This window comes from Edwardsiella ictaluri ATCC 33202, assembly GCF_000264785.1.
GTDB classification, from domain to species: Bacteria; Pseudomonadota; Gammaproteobacteria; order Enterobacterales; family Enterobacteriaceae; genus Edwardsiella; species Edwardsiella ictaluri.
In genome coordinates this window covers 24,014-43,349 of sequence record NZ_AFJI01000064.1, presented here as the reverse complement: position 1 = coordinate 43,349, position 19,336 = coordinate 24,014, and the positions used below count along the sequence as shown (strand labels likewise).

The following is a 19,336-nucleotide window of genomic DNA, read 5'->3' as shown; positions in this document are numbered from 1 at the left end:
ATTGGTGATCTCGCTTGTGCTGTCGTGAAGACAGTTTGCATATGTAAGCGCCATCGGCGCTATATCAACGGGTTGCCATCTGGTATGATGAGCAACCTTGTTTTTGCTTATTCTTATTGTCGTGACGGAACGTTAACAACATGGTTATTAAGGCGCAGAGTCCAGCTGGTTTTGCGGAAGAGTATTTGATTGAAAGTATTTGGAATAACCGTTTCCCTCCCGGTTCTATCCTGCCCGCAGAGCGTGAGTTGTCTGAGCTGATTGGCGTTACCCGAACTACCCTGCGTGAGGTGCTGCAGCGTTTAGCGCGCGATGGATGGCTGACCATCCGGCATGGTAAGCCGACGCAGGTGAACAACTTTTGGGAAACCTCCGGGCTGAATATTCTGGAGACGCTGGCACGTTTGGATCACGATAGCGTCCCGCAGCTAATCGATAATGTGCTGGCCGTACGTACCAATATTGCCGCTATCTTCATTCGCGCCGCGGTGCGTCAGCACCCGGACAGGGTTCAGGCTATTGTAGCCGATGCCCCGACGGTGGAGGATAGCGCCGATGCTTTTGCCGACTTGGACTATCGTATTTTTCGCGCCTTGGCCTTTGCCTGCGGCAATCCGATCTATGGCCTGATCCTCAATGGATTGAAGGGTCTGTATACCCGGGTCGGTCGCTACTACTTTTCCAATCCACAGGCACGCCGTCTGGCACTGGCGTTTTATTCGCGTCTCGGCGAGCTGGCAGCCTCCCGCCAGTATGACCGGGTGATGGATTTTGTCCGCAGCTACGGTAAAGAGAGCGGCGCCATCTGGCATGGAATGCAGAGCGGGATCCCGCGCGACTTGGCCGATGGGCACGCCTGATCAGGCGGAGCATTCATCAGATCTCCGTTAACCGGGGGCGCCTGGCCCCCCCGGTCTTTACTTAGATCCCGTCAGGATGCGGTGGGCATCGCTCCAGCAGCTCTACGCCGCCACCTTCGTTTACCTGCTCCAGATAGACGTCAAAGCCCCACAGTCGCTGCAGATGCTTAATGACCGCCCGGCGGCTGGCGGTATCCAGCGGGGTCCGGTTATGGGGAATATAGCGTAGGGTCAGCGAGCGATCGCCGCGCAGTGCGACGTTCCAGACCTGAATATTGGGTTCGAGGTTGCTCAGATTATACTGGGATGAAAGCCGCTCCCGCAGGAGCTGATAGCCCTCTTGGTTATGGATGGCCTCAATCTCCAGATAGGTATTACGCTCGTCGTCCAGGACGCTGAACAGGTGGAACTCGCGCATCAGACGCGGCGACAGGAACTGGCTGATGAAGCTCTCATCCTTAAAATCACGCATGGCGAAGTGCAGCGTTTCCAGCCAGTCACGCCCGGCGATATTGGGGAACCACTCCCGATCCTCAGGGGTAGGCTGCTGACAGATGCGCCGAATATCTTGATACATGGCGAATCCCAGAGCGTAGGGGTTGATGCCGCTGTAATAGGGACTGTTATAGGATGGCTGGGTGATCACATTGGTGTGGCTGTGCAGAAATTCCAGCATAAAGCGGTCGCTGACCCGCCCCTCGTCGTAGAGATGGTTGAGCAGGGTATAGTGCCAGAAGGTGGCCCAGCCTTCATTCATGACCTGTGTCTGCCTTTGCGGGTAAAAGTATTGGCTGATCTTACGCACGATACGCACGATTTCCCGCTGCCATGATTCCAGCAGAGGCGCGTTTTTTTCCAGGAAATAGAGAATATTCTCCTGAGGTTCGCTGGGGAAGTGCTGCTCCTGTCTGGCCAGTATCCCGGCCTCCCGGCGCGGTAGGGTACGCCAGAGATCGTTGACCTGGCTCTGCAGATAGGCTTCGCGCGCCTTCTGGCGCGCGCGCTCCTCGTCCAGTGAGATTTTTTGCGGTCGTTTGTAGCGATCTACACCGTAGTTCATCAGCGCATGGCTGGAATCCAGTATTTTCTCGACCTCTTCGATGCCGTAGCGCTCTTCGCACTGGCGGATATAGTTACGGGCAAACAGCAGGTAATCGATGATGGAGCCCGCATCGGTCCAGGTGCGGAACAGATAGTTATTCTTAAAGAAAGAGTTATGGCCATAGCAGGCGTGGGCCATTACCAGTGCCTGCAGGGTAATGGTGTTCTCTTCCATCAGATAGGCGATACAGGGATTCGAGTTGATCACGATCTCATAGGCCAATCCCTGCTGGCCATGTTTATAGCGCTGTTCGGTCTCGATAAACTTTTTGCCGAAGGACCAGTGGGCATAGTTGATCGGCATGCCGACGCTGGAGTAGGCGTCCATCATCTGCTCGGCGGTAATGATTTCTATCTGGTGCGGATAGGTGTCCAGCCGGTAGTGCCGGGCAACCCGATCGATCTCATTCAGATAGGTCTGAAGCAGCGGAAACGTCCAGTCCGGGCCATCGCTCAGGCACGGCGCGGAGTTACGGGTTGCAGCGTTTGACCTGGCCATGTATACACCTCCCTCAAGCTTATTATACGGACCGCAGCATGCCGTCCTGATACAAGCGTAGCCTACCGTACTGAAAACTGCCGGGTTACCACAGCATGCGCTCCGGTTATTGCATATGCTTGATGTACAGCGTATATGGCATGTGTGCAGCAGCGGAGAAGCGAAGATGCGGGTAGTGATATTGGGAAGCGGTGTGATCGGCGTGACCAGTGCGTGGTATCTGGCGCAGGCTGGTCATCAGGTAACGGTGGTCGATCGTCAGGAGGGGCCCGGGCTGGAGACCAGCGCCGCTAACGCCGGACAGATCTCGCCGGGCTATGCGGCGCCCTGGGCGGCGCCGGGGATCCCGCTTAAGGCGCTGAAATGGCTGTTTCAGCGTCATGCGCCGCTGGCGATGAGTCTGGATGGCTCGCTGTTTCAGCTGCGCTGGCTGTGGCAGATGTTACGTAACTGCGACAGCACCCACTATGCCCAAAATAAAGCGCGGATGGTTCGGCTGGCCGAATACAGTCGTGACTGCCTGGCGCAGCTGCGCCGGACGACGACCATCGATTACGAGGGACGGCAGCTGGGAACCCTGCAGCTGTTCCGTACGCCGCAGCAGTATGAGAATGCCGCGCGTGATATTGCCGTTCTGCGTGAGGCCGGGGTGCCTTACCGCCTGTTGCCGACAGCGCAGCTGTCGACGGTAGAGCCGGCGCTGGCGGTGGCAGGTGTGCGCTTGAGCGGCGGTCTGCATCTGCCTCATGATGAAACCGGGGACTGCCAGCTGTTTACCCGTCATCTGGCGCAGCAGGCGGCGCAGTCCGGGGTTCATTTTATCTTTAGTACCCAGGTACTGCGGCTACTGCGCAGCGGGGCACGGATACAGGGTGTACAGTGTGGCCACGATACGCTGGTGGCGGACGCCTATGTGGTCGCGCTGGGAGCCTACTCTACCGGGCTGTTGCAGGATATCGTGGCGATCCCGGTCTATCCGCTGAAGGGGTACTCCCTGACACTGCCCATCGACGACCCCGATGCCGCGCCACGCTCGACGGTGTTGGATGAGAGCTATAAGGTGGCGATCACCCGCTTCGATCGGCGTATCCGGGTTGGCGGTATGGCCGAGGTGGTCGGCTTTGACATGTCGCTGCCACTGGCTCGGCGTCGTACTCTGGAGAGGGTGGTTCGCGATCTCTATCCGCGCGGCGGATTGTTGCCGCAGGCGAGCTTTTGGAGTGGTCTGCGTCCGGCGACACCGGACGGTACGCCGCTGGTGGGGGCGACGCCGCTGGAGAATTTGTATCTCAATACCGGTCACGGTACGCTGGGATGGACCATGGCCTGCGGCTCCGGGCAGTTGCTGGCGGATATTATCTCCGGCGTGACGCCGACGATCCGTGTCGACGATCTTTCAGTTTCCCGCTATACCGCGTAACGCGGCGGATAGGGCGGACGGGGGATAGTGTGGGCTAGACATCTGCGCGGGAGATGGTCTCATCGCCCCAGTAGAGCTGGTCCTGATCCGTTTTGGCGAAGGCCCGCGACAGAACATCATCGTTTCCTTCTTCCCAAATCTGTTGCGCCAGGGTTTCGTCACCGTGCGCCAGCTCGAAGATGGCTTCGGCAATTTCTAAAGAGGTTTCACGCACGCGTGCCCATTCGGCGATGTGATGCGGCTTGGTCATAAAAAGTCTCCTTGAAAATGATCGCGGTTCCGGATGTACCGATCCAGCGGAAAGGGGCAGATGATCTGAGGTAATCTGCCCTTTAATCACCATAACGCAGCATAGGCTGCTGTGCCAGCCCCATGTGTTGCCACATGTTGCGGAAAAAAGCGAGGGGGGGCCGAGGCCCCGTGACAGCGATCAGGAGCGGAGGCTTTGTGTCGGCTGATCGCCCAGCAGCCGGTCTATGGCGCAAAGCAGCAGGGCGCGACGCTGTTGGCTGTCCTCTGCGCGGGCGGAGCGCGCCAAGGCACGAATTAAATCACCGAAAATGATATCACCATCGTGATGAATTAAATCGCTGACGGTTTCACCGATGACGCGTGAAACTTCATTCTCGAAATGGGTGTGTTCATTGGATAGAACGCTATCGTCGGGCAGATCGAGGAGTGTACTCATAGTGAAATTCCCCTGGATATGGCAGAAAGGGCTCAGGGACTGTCCGACTGGAACAGTATCAGCACCGAGACGCGTGTAGACGATGTAAATGGTTTAATTATTCGCCCACGATAATAATTTTCTTACGTTAGCATTATTTTCCTTACTATTGCTAGTGTGTTCGGTGGGGCGCACTGTGTGCTGTGTCTGAGCTCACAGTTAGTTAAATTAATAGCGCCTTTTATTGCATAATACCTTGGTTTTTACACCAATTGCCGTGCAATACGTTCCCGCCCACACCATGCCTTAAAAGGGACCGGACGCGATCGTCTGCGCATCTGGTCCTACGTTAAGCATATACGATATCGTCACGCTTGCCTGACGTGGGGTCGGTGCGCGTCAGGCGTTCAGCGCGGAGACCTCGACCTGTGATGGGGCAAATTCATGCCCTTGGTCATCCTCCGTTTCCCGGCGAAAGCGCCAGCGTAAGGTATGGAACGGCGCGACGCTGCTACGGTGAGCGACGCTGATCAGTGTCACATCCGGCAGATATTCTTCCAGCAGGCGGTAAACGTGCTGCTCGGTATCTTCATCAAGCGCACTGGTGGCCTCATCCAGATATAGAATATCCGGGCGCAGCGCCAGTGCCCGCGCGAAGGCGATCCGCTGTTGCTCACCGGGGGATAGCTGCTGTGACCAGTTGGCGCGGCTGCCTAATGCATCACACAGGTGGCTCAGGCGACAGGCTTGCAGGATGGCCTTCAGCTCGTCATCGCTATAGGTGGTGGCACTGTAGGGGTAGCAAATGGCTTCACGCAGGCTGCCTATCGGCAGATAGCTACGCTGTGGCAGGAACAGGGTACGCAGCGTCGTCTCATCCGGACGTAGGATCTCGCCGTGGCCGTAGGGCCAAACGCCGGCGATGGCGCGCAGCAGAGTCGACTTACCGCAGCCGGAGGGGCCGGTTATCAGCACACGATCGCCGCGCTGTACCCGCAGACTGACATCGTTAAACAGCGTACGTCCCCGGTGCAACTGCAGGGTTAGCGCCTTGATATTGAGTGCCTCGTCGGCGCGCTGGGTCTGGCCATGGCGGATGTTGCCGGGATGGGCGTTAATCTCTTCCACCGCCTTATTGAAGCCGGCCAGACGGTTAACGCAGGCTTTCCAGGAGGCAAGCTCGTCAAACGCGTTGATAAACCAGGATAGAGCCCCCTGCACCTGGCCGAAGGCCGAGGAGATCTGCATCAGAGTGCCCAGCTGGATGGCGTTGGCGAAATAGCGCGGCGCGGCCACCAGTATCGGGAAGATGATGGCGAACTGACCATAAAAGTTACTGGCGAAGTTGAGGCGTCGGGTCAGACGCATGATACTCCACCAGTTGCGGCGGATATTCTGAAACTGGCCGTCCAGCTGCTGACGCTCCTGTGGTTCGCCGTGGTACAGCGCGATGGGGTCGGCGTTATGGCGGATCCGGATCAGGCCAAAGCGGAAGTTTGCCTCAAAGCGCTCCTGATCGAAGGAGAGATCTACCAACGGACGGCCCACCAGCCAGATCATCATAGAACCGAGTCCTGCATACAGCAGGGCGAACCACACCATGTAGCCGGGGATCTCCAGCGCATGGCCGGCAATCATTAGTGACAGTGAACCGGAGACCGACCACAGAATCGCGATAAAGGAGAACAGGGTCACCAGACTGGAGAGAAGTCCCAGGGTCAGGGAGAGCGTGCCGGTGGTCAATGTATTCAGATCCTGAGCGATACGCTGATCGGGGTTATCGATCGACTGTTGCATTTCCGTGTGATAATAGGCCTGATGTCCCAGCCATTTATCCATATAGCGTCGGGTCATCCATTGACGCCACAGCATCTGCAGCCCCTGGGTCAGGTAAATACGGAAAATGGCGATAGCGATATAGATAAACGCCAGGTAGCTAAAGCGGATCAGCTGCGCTTTGAATACCGCATAGTTCCGGTTTTGCAGGGCATCGTAGAACACCCGGTTCCACTCGTTAAACAGGACGTTGATATACACTGTGGCCAGGGTCAGCACGACGATGGTAAACAGGCGGGTCCAGGCGCTGACTTTTTCCTCTGAAACCCAGTAGGGCCTGATCAGGTGCCATACTTCCCGCCAGTGGGTGGCTTTTTGGGTGAAATGCATGCGATGACTTTCCTACAGCATGAAAATAATAAAAAGGTGTGCCCATTTAGGCCACGGGACATGACAAACGTTCTGTGGCCTATTGTAAAGTAATTTAATGATATACCGAGTGTTTAGGATGCTCCTGCTGCCGAGCGGCGGACGATGACCGGAACGGTTACCCGCCGCCCTGTCCGGCGGCGGTGGGTTAGCGGAGGGCGACCTGACGGGCGAACAGCTCCCGGAAGACCGGATAGATGTCTTGTGGCTCCCGGATATGCTGCATGGCAAAGTTGTCGCAGCGTTGACTCAGCCCCTCATACTCCCGCCATAGGGTCTGATGGGCGCGGCGGGTGATTTCAATATAGCAATAGTAGCGTACCAGCGGCAGCAGGCGGGTCGTGAGCAGCTGCTGGCATAGGGGAGAGTCATCGGCCCAGTTGTCTCCGTCGGAGGCTTGGGCAGCATAGATGTTCCACTGGGCGGGATCATAACGGGCGCGGATGATCTCATCCATCAGCTTCAATGCGCTGGAGACGATGGTGCCGCCGGTCTCCTGAGAGTAGAAAAACTCTTGTTCGTCGACCTCTTTGGCCTGGGTGTGGTGGCGAATATAGACCACCTCGATATTCTTGTAGTTTCGGCTCAGGAACAGATACAGCAGTATATAGAAACGTTTGGCCATCTCTTTGGTGGCCTGATCCATGGAACCAGAGACATCCATCAGGCAGAACATGACCGCCTGGCTTGAGGGCTCAGGGCGTCGCTCGTAGTTTTTGTAGCGCAGATCGATGCTGTCGATAAAGGGTACCCGGGCAATACGCTGGCGCAGCGTTTCTATCTCTTGGCGTAGCCGTATGGTCTCCAGTGGCTGCACCGGTTCGCTGTGCTGCAGCGCGTCGAGTTGTTGTTCCAACTGGTGCAGCTCACGCCGCTTGGCTGCGCTCATGGCGGAACGCCGCGCCAACGAGTTCTGCAGGGAGCGCACGACGCTGATGTTGGCCGGAACACCGTTGGCGGTGTAGCCGGCGCGATGGGTTTTGAATTCGGTCAGCTGCTGATAGTGATTGTGGCGCAGGTTAGGCAGAGCCAGGTCTTCAAACAGCAGATCCAGATACTCGTCCTTGGAGATCTGGAAAACAAAGTCATCCTCTCCCCCTTCGCCGTTGCCGGCATCGCCGCTGCCACCGCCGGCGCCGCCGCCCTGCTGGCGTTCAATGTGGTCATGGGGAACAAAGTGGTCGTTTCCGGGATGAACCCGATGGCGTTCGCCGCCGCTCCCTTGGTGAAACAGCGGTTCGCTGATATCGTCGCGTGGAATAGTGACCGATTCGCCGCTCTCTACGTCAGAGACCGAGCGGCGGCGGATGGCATCCGCGACCGATTGTTTGATCTGTGATTTATAGCGGCGCAGGAACCGCTGACGGTTTACAGCGCTCTTATTCTTGCCGTTCAGGCGGCGATCGATGAAGTAGGCCATGGTGCCTCCCAGTCTGCCAAGTGGAAAGGGCGGCAGAGCGCCGCCCGGAGCGGGTTGTCAGGATGATTTACGGACCCGCAGATACCACTCGCACAGCAGGCGGACCTGCTTGCGGGTATAGCCCTTCTCCATCATACGGTGAACGAAGTCATCGTGTTTCTTCTGCTCTTCGCTGGACGTCTTGGCGTTGAAAGAGATCACCGGCAGCAGCTCTTCGGTGTTGGAGAACATCTTCTTCTCGATAACGGTACGCAGCTTCTCATAGCTGGTCCAGTTAGGGTTATGGCCATTGTGGTGAGCGCGGGCGCGCAGCACGAAGTTGACGATTTCGTTACGGAAATCTTTGGGATTACTGATCCCCGCCGGCTTTTCGATCTTCTCCAGTTCGGCGTTGAGCGACTCGCGGTCAAACAGCTGTCCGGTATCCGGATCGCGATATTCCTGATCCTGGATCCAGAAGTCGGCATAGGTGATGTAGCGGTCAAAAATATTCTGACCATACTCGGAATAGGACTCCAGGTAGGCCGTCTGGATCTCCTTGCCGATAAATTCGACGTATTTGGGGATCAGATAGCCTTTCAGATACTCAAGGTATTTTTCACCCGTCTCCTGGGGGAACTGCTCGCGCTCAATCTGCTGTTCCAGGACGTAGAACAGGTGTACCGGGTTGGCGGCGACCTCGGCATGATCAAAGTTGAAAACCTTGGAGAGGATCTTGAAGGCGAAGCGGGTGGAGAGGCCGTTCATCCCCTCATCGACCCCGGCATAGTCGCGATACTCCTGGTAGGACTTGGCCTTGGGATCGGTGTCCTTCAGGCTTTCGCCGTCATAGACGCGCATCTTGGAGAATAGGTTGGAGTTTTCTGGCGTGTTCAGGCGCGACAGTACGCTGAAGGTGGCCAGGGTCTCCAGGGTGCCCGGCGCGCAGGGAGCCTGTGCCAGTTCGCTGTTGCGCAGCAACTTGTCGTAGATCTTAATCTCTTCCGACACCCGCAGGCAGTAGGGGACCTTCACGATATAGACGCGGTCGAGAAAGGCCTCATTATTTTTGTTATTGCGAAACTGCACCCACTCCGATTCGTTGGAGTGCGCCAGGATTATGCCGCTGAAGGGCAGGGCCGAGATCCCCTCGGTGCCGTTATAGTTCCCCTCCTGGGTAGCAGTCAGCAGCGGATGTAGCACCTTGATCGGCGCCTTGAACATCTCAACAAACTCCATGATCCCCTGGTTGGCCCGGCACAGCGCACCGGAATAGCCATAGGCGTCGGGATCGTTCTGGGCGTAGTGCTCCAGCTTGCGAATGTCCACCTTACCGACCAGTGCGGAGATATCCTGGTTGTTTTCGTCGCCCGGCTCCGTTTTGGCGATCGCGATTTGCTGCAGAATCGATGGCCACACTTTGACGATCCGAAATTGAGTGATGTCGCCGCCGAACTCACGTAGACGCTTGGCGGCCCACGGCGACATGATGGTGCCCAGATAGCGCGGCGGGATACCGTACTCCTGGCTGAGGAGGGTGCCATCCTCCTGGGCATCGAACAGGCACAGGGGATGGTCGTTGACCGGGCTCCGTTCGCCGTTGGCGCTCAGGACATAGATGGGAACGCACTGCATCAGCGCCTTCAGGCGCTCAGCTAAAGAGGACTTGCCGCCGCCGACCGGCCCCAGCAGATAGAGGATCTGTTTTTTCTCCTCCAGCCCTTGGGCCGCGTGGCGCAGGTAGGCTACGATTTGCTCGATGGCCTCCTCCATACCATAGAATTCGGCAAAGGCAGGGTAGCGGGCAATGACGCGGTTGGAGAACAGGCGGGAGAGGCGAGGATCCTGCGCTGTATCGATCATTTCGGGCTGGCCGATGGCCTGCAGAAGACGCTCTGCCGCATTGGCATAGGCGCCGCGATCCTGGCGACAGAGAGTGAGGAATGCCTGCAGGGTGAACTCCTCATCCTTGGCTGCTTCATAGCGCTTGCGATATTGGTCAAATATTTTCATAGCGGTGCCCGTCCTTTTTTCAGCACAGGTTAAGGAGAATGCCCCGTCGCTGCGGTCGCGCGAAAATGCGCTGTTGCGTCGTGGCATCCGCACATGGCAGGCCGACCGTAGTCTCCCCCTGAGATCAAGCTTAGTTGGCATCTTGGAATTTGCCCGCGGCTTACGGCTTTTTTTATATGGCATTTCAAGCACTCAGTTTAGACATGGCGATACGGTGGCGCACGATTCCGCGTTCGTTGGGTACGCAGTAAACGGGGAGATAAAATGGGATAAAAAGTGGCGTAATAATTGTTTCTTAGGTAAAGAATGGTGAGATTAACCATTGATTTAGTATAATCATCCAACATATTTTTCTTTTTTATTGGATGATGTTAACGGTGAAAAAACATACGCTTTCTGCGCTGGGCTCACTGGCCTTGCTGGTTACCGCCGCCGCCCATGCTGGTACATGGTCTATTGGTGCCTCCGCTCTGGTCGCCCCAGATCCTTACCGCGGTGATAACGACCGCGTTTATCCTGTGCCGATGGTGAACTATGACAGTGACAGCTTCTATTTTCACAGCCTGACCGCCGGCTACTATCTGTGGAAGGATCAGCAGGATCAATTGAGCGCCACCGCGTTCTATTCTCCGTGGCGCTTTCGCGCCAGCGACAGCGATGACTGGCGGATGAAGCGCCTGAATAACCGCTACGCGACCGTGATGGCTGGCTTGAGCTATAGCCATCACGAAGCGTGGGGAACGCTGCGTGCCTCCTTCGTTGGTGATATTCTGGATAACAGTAATGGCCTGGTGGGCGATTTGGCCTATCTGTACACCCTGCACCACGGCGACTGGAGCTTTACCCCCGGCGTCGGTGTGACCTGGAACAGCGCCAACCAGAATAGCTACTACTTCGGCGTGTCCGACAGCGAGGCGCGCCGCAGCAGTCTGCAGCAGTACAGTCCGGAAAACAGTTGGTCACCCTATCTGGAGCTGACCACTTACTATCGCATCAATGCGGACTGGAACGCGTTTTTCGCCGGCCGCTTGGTACAGTTGAGCAGCCAAATCAAGGACAGCCCGATGATCGCCAAGAATCATACCGGTATGCTGTGGTCTGGCGTGACCTACCGTTTTTAATCGTAGCCGCGTGCATCGCGCTACTATCAGCGGGGTCGCCTCGGCGATCCTGTTCCCGTTTTTGACGTAGAATGAAAGATTGGCAGCGAAATTTTGCCCCGGTGCAGTGAAGTGCTGTCGATCAACGCTATCCTCAACGGGTATGCTTGCAAATGACGCCGTTATTACCTGCGACAATAGGGGCAAGCGGTGCCGAAGGAGCAACATCTGACCGGCAAGATGTTCACTAACACATCGGGCGTAACAATCTGACCCTCCGTACCCGCATTAAGCGATTGGCGCGTAAAGTGATCTGTTTCTCACGCTCCGTCGAGATTCACGAAAAGTCATCGGCGCCTTCATCGAAAAACATATGTTCTACCCATTGGAGTCATTGCCGCCTTTTTGATGAGATAGGCGATACCCCCACTGTCTTTCATCGCCATCTTCGCCGGCTGTACGGTAAGGGGAAGCAGAATGGGAGCCGCGTAGTGGAAAGTATTTTTTTACTGTATGTATAATCGATAAAATCCAAAGGAAATACAGAGTTAGATCCTATCCCATTAGGCATATTTGATATGCCATTTTGCTCCTGGGTCGTGCTCACAATCCTCACGTACTGCGTGTGCGCCCCGGTTATTGCGCGCTGTCTGTGTTCAAACTGGCTGCAACAATACATGCCTACTGGGATAGGCTCTTAATTGATGGTAGTAATTATTTCCTGTGATGGGTATTTAAATGGCGTGGATAGAGCCGGGCATGGCGTGCAGTCAGTACGGCACCAGACGTATCGCCACGCAGGAATAGGGCAGCGTGCGCTTATTTTGCTGCAGCGCCAGATGTGGACAGAACAGGCACAACAACAGTAAGAACGGGTAGGCCGGATAGCGTTGCCTCCGGTCAGCCAGAGGGCTTCCGCTATGTCCGTTGCTGGCTTTTTTCAGGGATGCCGGTGGATGAGAAGATTACACGAGTGTGTGACAGGCCAAGAGGAAGGCTACGGCCTGGCCACTTTAGCCTGCGTTAATGCTATTGCCAAGCGCAGGTATCCCGGCTCCCGCGCATGCGGAGAGCCGATTGATGTGGCTTAGCGCTGTGGACGCAGGCGTAGCGTAGCGGCCAGACGGCCAGGGCTGCCGCTGCTGACCTGCAGTGGCTGGCTGACGCGGGCGGTCTCGACGCACACCATGGTGTGATAGCCGTCATTGGGCATATCAGCCATGGCGGCGGCAATGTCACTCCACGGGTTCCAGGCAACGACGTCGCTGTGATGGTGGTGGTGGATTTCGATGCTGCGCTGAAAACCGCGATCGTGAATGACGCTGAATGCTTCCGGCGCAGTATAGACGCGGTCGGTACGCGCGCTGAAGGTCAACGCTCCCTGCTGGATGGCCCCGGTACCGCCGTTGACTTTATCCAGATAGGGCTCGCCCAGTCCAGAGACGGAGACGGCGTTAATATCAGCGATATTGAAGTAGGTGTGCAGTGCAGCCTGGCAACGGTAGTCGCCATCGGCTTCAAGCTCCATACTGCAGTGGTCGCTGAGGCGATAGCGGGCCGTCAGGCTAAAGTCATGAGGCCAGTATTTACGCGAGGCATCACTGTCTGTCAGGGTGAGGGTCAGGGTTACCCCTTGCGCGTCTTCGTCATGCGCACAGAGCGTCCAGGGCAGGTTACGGGCGAAGCCGTGTGCCGGATAGCCCTCCTGCCGGGCCGGCCCAAACCAGGGCCAGCAGATGGGCACCCCGCCGCGTATCGGCTCGCCCGGGCGGAAGGCGGAGTCCGGGGAGAGCCATAGTGCCGGTTTTTCGCCTCCGGGCTGCCATAGAAGAAGGTGGGCGCCCTGCAGGGCGACGGCAGCCTGCAACCGCGGATGGTTAACCACGATGATGGGCAGCGCATCAAGTTGACGCAGGCTGATGTAAGGGGTGATCTGTCGTTCAACCGGTAAGGAAAAAATCTTTTCGGACATGCTCTGGGACATGGTAAGACTCCTTGGTGAAGGTGGTGCCACAGACACAAAATAAAAAGGGCGACACTGAGTGTCGCCCTTTTATCACGGGATCACAATGCGCATTTATTTGGAGATGTGCGCGATCAGATCCAGAACTTTATTCGAGTAGCCAGTTTCGTTGTCATACCAGGAAACCAGTTTCACGAAGTTGTCATTCAGAGAGATACCGGCGTCGGCATCAAACACTGAGGTGCATACTTCGCCATTGAAATCGGTAGAAACGACGGCTTCATCGGTGTAGCCCAGAACGCCTTTCATTTCGCCTTCAGAAGCGGCCTTCATCACTTCACAGATCTGCTGATAGGTAGCTGGCTTGGCCAGGCGTGCAGTCAGATCAACAACGGATACGTTCGGGGTCGGAACGCGGAAAGCCATGCCGGTCAGTTTGCCGTTCAGCTCCGGGATTACTTTGCCAACGGCTTTGGCTGCGCCGGTGGAGGACGGGATGATGTTCTGGCTGGCACCGCGGCCGCCACGCCAATCCTTCATGGACGGACCATCAACGGTTTTCTGGGTAGCAGTGGTTGCGTGAACGGTGGTCATCAGTGCTTCAACGATGCCGAAGTTGTCGTTCAGGACTTTAGCCAGCGGAGCCAGGCAGTTGGTGGTGCAGGATGCGTTGGAAACGATCGCCTGGCCAGCGTAGTTCTTGTGGTTTACGCCCATAACGAACATCGGGGTAGCATCTTTGGACGGGCCAGTCATGACGACTTTCTTGGCGCCGGCGGCGATGTGCTTACGTGCGGTTTCGTCGGTCAGGAACAGACCGGTCGCCTCGGCAACAACGTCAACACCGATTTCATTCCACTTCAGGTTAGCCGGATCTCTTTCAGCGGTAACACGGATTTTTTTACCGTTAACGATCAGGTGGCCCTCTTCCACTTCAACAGTGCCGTTGAAACGACCGTGAGTAGAGTCGTACTTCAGCATGTATGCCATGTAGTTGGCATCCAGCAGATCGTTGATGCCAACGATTTCGATGTCAGAACGTTCCTGAGCAGCACGGAAAACAATACGGCCGATACGACCAAAACCGTTGATACCTACTTTGATAGTCATATATTCCACCAGCTATTGGTTAGTGAATAAAAGGTTGCCTGTAAAATTACAAAAACCTTATGGAGCGTCAAGCGGAATCGTGTCAATTGTTGCTATACGTCAAAGCCGCCGCAGCGACTGTGCAGATAGCATCCACGATGCCAGACTCACCGTATCCCATCATACATGGGGGCGGCGGCGAGAGTCTCAAACCTGCGTGCTATCTGTTTGTGATATTCATCACAAAAGCCATCCACGCCATGTACCAGCCGCACAATTTAGATCAAATGATGCTGATCTATTGTTAACTCTTTGTTATGTTGAGTGGCATTTTGTCTCTACCCAATCCTACCCATCGGCGCAGGCCGCGGAACATAACATGGCTAAAGAGAATCTCTCCCATTCCCCACATCAACTAACTGAAATGCAACGCTATGTCACTCAGCAGTGTGGTACGGAACCGCCGTTCAGCGGCAGGCTGCTGCATAACCGCCAGGAGGGAATATACCACTGCCTGTGCTGCAACAGTCCCTTATTCTATTCCGACAGTAAATATGATTCCGGCTGTGGCTGGCCGAGCTTCTTTCGCCCCTATAGCGCCGACGCCGTTCGCTGTCTGGATGATGATTCTCACCATATGCATCGCATCGAAATCCGCTGCGCGCACTGCGATGCCCATCTGGGGCATCTGTTTCCCGACGGCCCCCAGCCCAGCGGCGAGCGCTATTGTGTGAACTCCGCTGCGCTACATTTTTGCGCCGGAGAGGATGGCCGCTGGACCCTGGGGTAACCCCTTGATGTCTTGAGGTGATAGTACCATGGTGAAGCGATTCAGCAAAGAAGATATTGGAGAGGACATATGGATATTGAGCGCTTGATCTCAATAATGAATGAAGATGTCTACCAGCGTCTGGCAACCGCCGTTGAGCTGGGTAAGTGGCCGGATGGCTCTCGACTGAGTGAGTCGCAGCGTGGCGAGGCGCTGCAAATGGTGATGCTGTACCAGTCGCGCCATAATCACCAAGCGGCGCATTTAACGGTGAATACCCGCGGGGAGATAGAGATGAAAAGCAAGCAAGCGCTGAAAGCACTGTTTGCCGCGCCGTTGGCGAAGTAGGGCGCGGCCGTGCGGGAGCGCGCTCAGCGCAGGTGGCTGAGCGTGGTGAGGGGGGTTAGGGCTGCCCCGGCTTTTACCATCCCGGCCAGCGCGCGTTCGCTATCGCCGGGAGTGAGATCCACGCCGCGGCAGCCGTCGCTAATGATATTGACCTGATAGCCCAGGCGCAGGGCGTCCAACACCGAAAACTTCACACAGTAATCTGTTGCCAGACCCAGTAGCCACAGGCGGGTGATACCGTGCTGGCGCAGCCAGGCATCCAGCGCGGTGGCACCGCGCTGCCCGTTATCGAAAAAGGCGCTATAGCTGTCTACCGCAGCATCGGTTCCCTTATGCACCACAAAATCGAAGGCGGTATTGCGCAGGGCTGGGTGAAACGCGGCACCGATGGTGTTCTGCACGCAGTGGTCAGGCCACCAGACCTGGGGCAGCCCATTGAGCTTGCCGACCTCACCCATCTGTCCGCCGCTGCGGCTGGCGAAGCTGCCGTGTTCCGCCGGGTGCCAATCCTGGGTTGCGATTACTGGGGTGCCATCCCGACGCGCCATGGCGACCGCCTGCAGGGCGACAGGGATGACCTCATCGCCCTGGGGAACCGCCAGCGCGCCATGGGGGCAAAAATCATTCTGTAGATCGATCAGCAAAAGTGCAGCGGACATCCGTCGTCCTCCCGTGGTTGTATGGCTAGGTTGTCTCTCCCGACGTTGTCGCGGTGAGATATTACGCTTAGGGGGTCTCGCTCAGCTCTCCGCGCAGATCCTGCTGCATCAGGCGGCGGATTTGGTCTGCGCTCAGCGATTGGCTCAATAGATAATGCAGTTTAGTCAACGCCGCCTCAACCGTCATGTCAAAACCGCTGATTACCCCGGCGTGGGCCAGGGCGTTGCCGGTGGCATAGCCTTCCATGTTGACCCGCCCGGAGAAGCATTGCGTCAGGTTGACGACAACGATACCGCGCTGTGAGGCGCGGATCAGCTCATCGAGCAGTTCAGGATTCTGTGGCGCGTTGCCGACGCCGTAGGAGCGTAGGATCAGCGCCCGCACCGGTTGACGCAGGAAGTTGCGCACCACATTGGCCGAGATCCCGGGATAGAGGGTCACCACCCCGATCGGCTGCGGCGTGATGGGATGAACCCGGAACGGCGCCTGATGCAGCGGCGTTACCAGCGGTGCGATACGGCGAATGTTGATCCCTGCCTCCAGCAGTATGGGATAGTTGGGCGAGGCGAAGGCATCAAAGCCATCGGCGTGCGCCTTGGTGGTCCGGTTGCCGCGGAACAGCTGGTTATTGAAGAACAATGAGACTTCATTAATGGGATAATTGGCCGCCAGATAGAGGGCGTTCAGCAGGTTGGTCTGCCCGTCGGAGCGCAGCTCGGCGAGTGGGATCTGTGAGCCGGTGACGATCACCGGTTTTGCCAGGTTCTCGAACATAAATGAGAGCGCTGAGGCGGTAAATGCCATGGTATCGGTGCCATGCAGGATCACAAAGCCGTCATAGTCGGCGTAGCTGGCCTGAATATCGTCGGCGATGTACTGCCAGTCGGCGGGCGTGGTATCGGAAGAGTCGATCAGCGGCTGATACTCATGGATGGTAAAGTCCGGCATCTCGGGGCGGTGAAACTCCGGCATCAACGCCAACTGACGCTGCAGGTGCCCGGAGACGGGGATGTAGCCCTGTGCGGAGCGTTGCATGCCGATGGTGCCGCCGGTGTAGGCCACATAGATAGATTTTTTTTGCATGACAGAAAGTTCGCCGTAGCTGGGGCGCTGATGCGCAAATATGCGGGGATTATAGGGATAATACAAAAGAAAAAAAGACCGCCGGGCCAACAGCCATGAATAATGGGCTGCTGCTCCGGCGGGTGGCAGGATTAACGGATCTCGCTACAGCTCAGGCACAGCGCGTAGCGCTGCTGCGGATCATTGAGGGAAGCGACCCAATCGCTCTGCGCCGAAATCTGGCGCGAGAGCTGGAGCAGTGAGGCGGGGATCATGCCCTGCAGCGCCTGCGGCAGAGAGGCTTGTACGGAGCTGGTCAGCTGGCTGAACACCATTTCACTGAAGCTCGGATTATCGACATACCACTGCAGCTGGGGCTGCTTGATACCGGCCAGCGTCGCCGCCTGGCTAACAGCATCGTCAAAGTCGCCCAATCGATCGACCAGCCCATTGGCTTTGGCATCTACGCCTAGCCAGACACGCCCCTGCGCAATGTTATCGATCTGCGCCGGCGTTTTATGACGGGCGGTGGCCACCAGACTGATAAAGCGCTGATAGCCGTTTTCGATAGTCAGCTGCATCAGATCGCTGACGCTCTGCGGCAGCGCTTTGGTCAGGGCGGTATCGGCCAGAGGCGAGGTCGCGACGCCGTCCGTATAGACCCCCAGCAGTCCCAGCGGCTTTTCAAAGGTATTGATGACCCCAAAGATCCCGATAGAGCCGGTAAGGGTGCTGGGGCTGGCCACAATGGTGTTGGCAGGTGTCGAGATCCAGTAACCGCCGGATGCTGCCAGCCCCCCCATGGAGACCACCACCGGTTTACCGGCGTCGCGCGCTGCCGCCAGCGCCGAGCGGATCTCTTCAGAGGCGGTGACACTGCCGCCGGGGCTGTTGACCCGCAGGATTATCGCCCGGATCGCCGGGTCGAGACGCGCCTGGCGGATCTGGGCTGCGGTGGTATCACCACCTACGCTGCCCGGCGTCGCCTCACCATCGATGATCGGGCCGCTGGCAAAAATAACGGCGATTTGACCATTACCAGTACGCTTCGGTTTCAGGGGATAGTCATAGATGCTGATATGGCGGTAATCGCGCGCGCGTGCATCCCAGCCAAACTGCCTGGACAGAATGCTTTCGGCCTCGCTGCGCGATGCCAGCCCATCGACCAGCCGGTGTAGTACGGCGTACTGCGCCATATCACCGCCGGTGGCCTGTAGCCCTTTCAGCATCTGCCCGGCGCCGGGGAAAACCTGCTCCGGCGTAAGGTGCCGGTTGGTGGCAACGATGGTCAGATAGTTACTCCACATACCGTTGAGCCATTGGCTGTCAGCGCTGCGCGCCTGCGGTGACATCTGGTCGCGCATCAGCGGTTCGACGGCGGACTTATAGGTGCCGACGCGGAAGATATGGGTGCTGACATCCAGTTTATCCAGCAGGCTCTTATAGTAGAGGTTATTGGTCGCCATTCCCTGCAGCCCGACGCTGCCCTGGGGAGAGAGGTAGATCTTATCCGCATAGCTGGCCAGGAAATACTGCGCCTGAGTGTAGTTTTCACCTACTGCCAGGATCGGCTTACCGCTGGCACGGAACTCGCTCAGCGCCTTGCCAATGTACTGCAGTGACGGCTGATCGGCACCGGCAAAGTTATTCAGCGATAAAACCAGCCCGGTAATATTGGGATCGCTTTTGGCCTGGCGCAGGGTATCCACCAGATCGAACAGGGAGTTCTCCTGTAGCGCTGCGCCGCGGATGCCCAGCAGCTCTCGGCCCAGCTGTCCGAATTTGCTGTTCAGCGCGGGGTTATCGACCACCACGCCGTTGAGATCCACCAGCAGAGCACCTTTGGTCGTGGGATTGACGGGCGTATCCTGAAACTGAAGGTAGATACCGACGCCGATCAGGATCAGCAGGATCAAAAACAGATTAAGGATAAACTCACGAATAAAATTGAGTATTTGCCAGCAGCAGCGAAACGCGCCGGCGATATAGCGCCATAGCATGCGCATGTAAACTCCAGGTCAATGATTGCAATCCCGCTATCCTAGCGGCGTCGACGGAAAAAGTCAGCGTTGATATACCTCCGGCAGCGCTGGTCCGCCCTCTGTGCGCATGCCGGGGCTGGTATCTTGCGATACGCAGGGGGATAATTGGCGTAACCTATTTGTAACATCATTATAGTCT

General features: G+C 56.9%; 16 protein-coding genes and 1 pseudogene. 6 read left to right on the top strand and 11 right to left on the bottom strand.

All coding sequences use genetic code 11. The features are described from left to right. Window positions 1-140: 140 nt before the first annotated feature. Window positions 141-860: a fatty acid metabolism transcriptional regulator FadR gene (gene fadR / locus EIEH_RS09610; protein ID WP_015870970.1), complete on the top strand. Its 720-nt coding sequence runs from the start codon at window positions 141-143 to the stop codon at window positions 858-860. A 61-nt stretch (window positions 861-921) separates the two neighbouring features. Here the strand turns inward: fadR and EIEH_RS09605 are convergent, their stop codons facing one another. After that, entirely contained in the window at window positions 922-2,460 is a 1,539-nt protein-coding gene (locus tag EIEH_RS09605; protein ID WP_015870971.1) for a SpoVR family protein, read from the bottom strand. A 166-nt stretch (window positions 2,461-2,626) separates the two neighbouring features. Between EIEH_RS09605 and EIEH_RS09600 the strand changes: the two genes are divergently transcribed. Next, the gene (locus EIEH_RS09600; RefSeq protein WP_015870972.1) at window positions 2,627-3,880 is read left to right on the top strand and encodes a D-amino acid dehydrogenase; all 1,254 of its coding nucleotides are present in this window, start codon (window positions 2,627-2,629) and stop codon (window positions 3,878-3,880) included. Window positions 3,881-3,914: 34 nt separating this feature from the next. Here the strand turns inward: EIEH_RS09600 and EIEH_RS09595 are convergent, their stop codons facing one another. The 5 genes from EIEH_RS09595 to EIEH_RS09575 form a co-directional block, all read right to left on the bottom strand. Beyond that, the gene (locus tag EIEH_RS09595) at window positions 3,915-4,130 is read right to left on the bottom strand and encodes a YccJ family protein (RefSeq protein ID WP_015870973.1); all 216 of its coding nucleotides are present in this window, start codon (window positions 4,128-4,130) and stop codon (window positions 3,915-3,917) included. Window positions 4,131-4,310: 180 nt separating this feature from the next. Further along, a complete protein-coding gene (locus EIEH_RS09590; RefSeq protein WP_015870974.1) occupies window positions 4,311-4,568 on the bottom strand; it encodes a hypothetical protein in 258 nt (85 codons plus the stop codon). Between the two features lie 378 nt (window positions 4,569-4,946). Further along, the gene (locus tag EIEH_RS09585) at window positions 4,947-6,713 is read right to left on the bottom strand and encodes an ABC transporter ATP-binding protein/permease (RefSeq protein WP_015870975.1); all 1,767 of its coding nucleotides are present in this window, start codon (window positions 6,711-6,713) and stop codon (window positions 4,947-4,949) included. A 187-nt stretch (window positions 6,714-6,900) separates the two neighbouring features. Further along, a complete protein-coding gene (locus EIEH_RS09580; protein WP_015870976.1) occupies window positions 6,901-8,172 on the bottom strand; it encodes a YeaH/YhbH family protein in 1,272 nt (423 codons plus the stop codon). A 57-nt stretch (window positions 8,173-8,229) separates the two neighbouring features. Further along, on the bottom strand, window positions 8,230-10,164 hold the full coding sequence (locus EIEH_RS09575) for a PrkA family serine protein kinase (RefSeq protein ID WP_015870977.1): 1,935 nt from the start codon (window positions 10,162-10,164) through the stop codon (window positions 8,230-8,232). Between the two features lie 368 nt (window positions 10,165-10,532). Here EIEH_RS09575 and EIEH_RS09570 point away from each other — a divergent pair, with 368 nt between their 5' ends. Both EIEH_RS09570 and EIEH_RS17685 read left to right on the top strand, forming a co-directional pair. Continuing rightward, a complete protein-coding gene (locus EIEH_RS09570; RefSeq protein ID WP_370447956.1) occupies window positions 10,533-11,285 on the top strand; it encodes a MipA/OmpV family protein in 753 nt (250 codons plus the stop codon). A 180-nt stretch (window positions 11,286-11,465) separates the two neighbouring features. Then, window positions 11,466-11,673 (top strand): annotated as a pseudogene (locus EIEH_RS17685) (IS1 family transposase); the annotation flags it as partial. A gap of 678 nt (window positions 11,674-12,351) precedes the next feature. Here EIEH_RS17685 and EIEH_RS09565 read toward each other — a convergent pair. Then, a complete protein-coding gene (locus EIEH_RS09565; protein ID WP_015870980.1) occupies window positions 12,352-13,236 on the bottom strand; it encodes a D-hexose-6-phosphate mutarotase in 885 nt (294 codons plus the stop codon). 105 nt (window positions 13,237-13,341) lie between these two features. Continuing rightward, a complete protein-coding gene (gene gapA / locus EIEH_RS09560) occupies window positions 13,342-14,337 on the bottom strand; it encodes a glyceraldehyde-3-phosphate dehydrogenase (protein WP_015870981.1) in 996 nt (331 codons plus the stop codon). A 358-nt stretch (window positions 14,338-14,695) separates the two neighbouring features. Here gapA and msrB point away from each other — a divergent pair, with 358 nt between their 5' ends. Then, window positions 14,696-15,106, top strand: coding sequence for a peptide-methionine (R)-S-oxide reductase MsrB (gene msrB / locus EIEH_RS09550; RefSeq protein WP_015870982.1), 411 nt, complete (start codon window positions 14,696-14,698; stop codon window positions 15,104-15,106). A gap of 69 nt (window positions 15,107-15,175) precedes the next feature. Then, on the top strand, window positions 15,176-15,433 hold the full coding sequence (locus EIEH_RS09545; RefSeq protein ID WP_015870983.1) for a YeaC family protein: 258 nt from the start codon (window positions 15,176-15,178) through the stop codon (window positions 15,431-15,433). Window positions 15,434-15,456: 23 nt separating this feature from the next. On the opposite strand, the gene pncA is transcribed toward EIEH_RS09545, so the two are convergent. The 3 genes from pncA to sppA all read right to left on the bottom strand — a co-directional run bounded on the left by pncA (window position 15,457) and on the right by sppA (window position 19,161). After that, window positions 15,457-16,092 carry a bifunctional nicotinamidase/pyrazinamidase gene (pncA, locus tag EIEH_RS09540; protein WP_015870984.1) on the bottom strand — a complete coding sequence of 212 codons (636 nt, stop codon included), beginning with the start codon at window positions 16,090-16,092 and terminating at the stop codon, window positions 15,457-15,459. 67 nt (window positions 16,093-16,159) lie between these two features. Then, window positions 16,160-17,176: an asparaginase gene (ansA, locus tag EIEH_RS09535; protein ID WP_015870985.1), complete on the bottom strand. Its 1,017-nt coding sequence runs from the start codon at window positions 17,174-17,176 to the stop codon at window positions 16,160-16,162. 131 nt (window positions 17,177-17,307) lie between these two features. Beyond that, a complete protein-coding gene (gene sppA, locus EIEH_RS09530) occupies window positions 17,308-19,161 on the bottom strand; it encodes a signal peptide peptidase SppA (protein WP_015870986.1) in 1,854 nt (617 codons plus the stop codon). Window positions 19,162-19,336 lie beyond the last annotated feature (175 nt).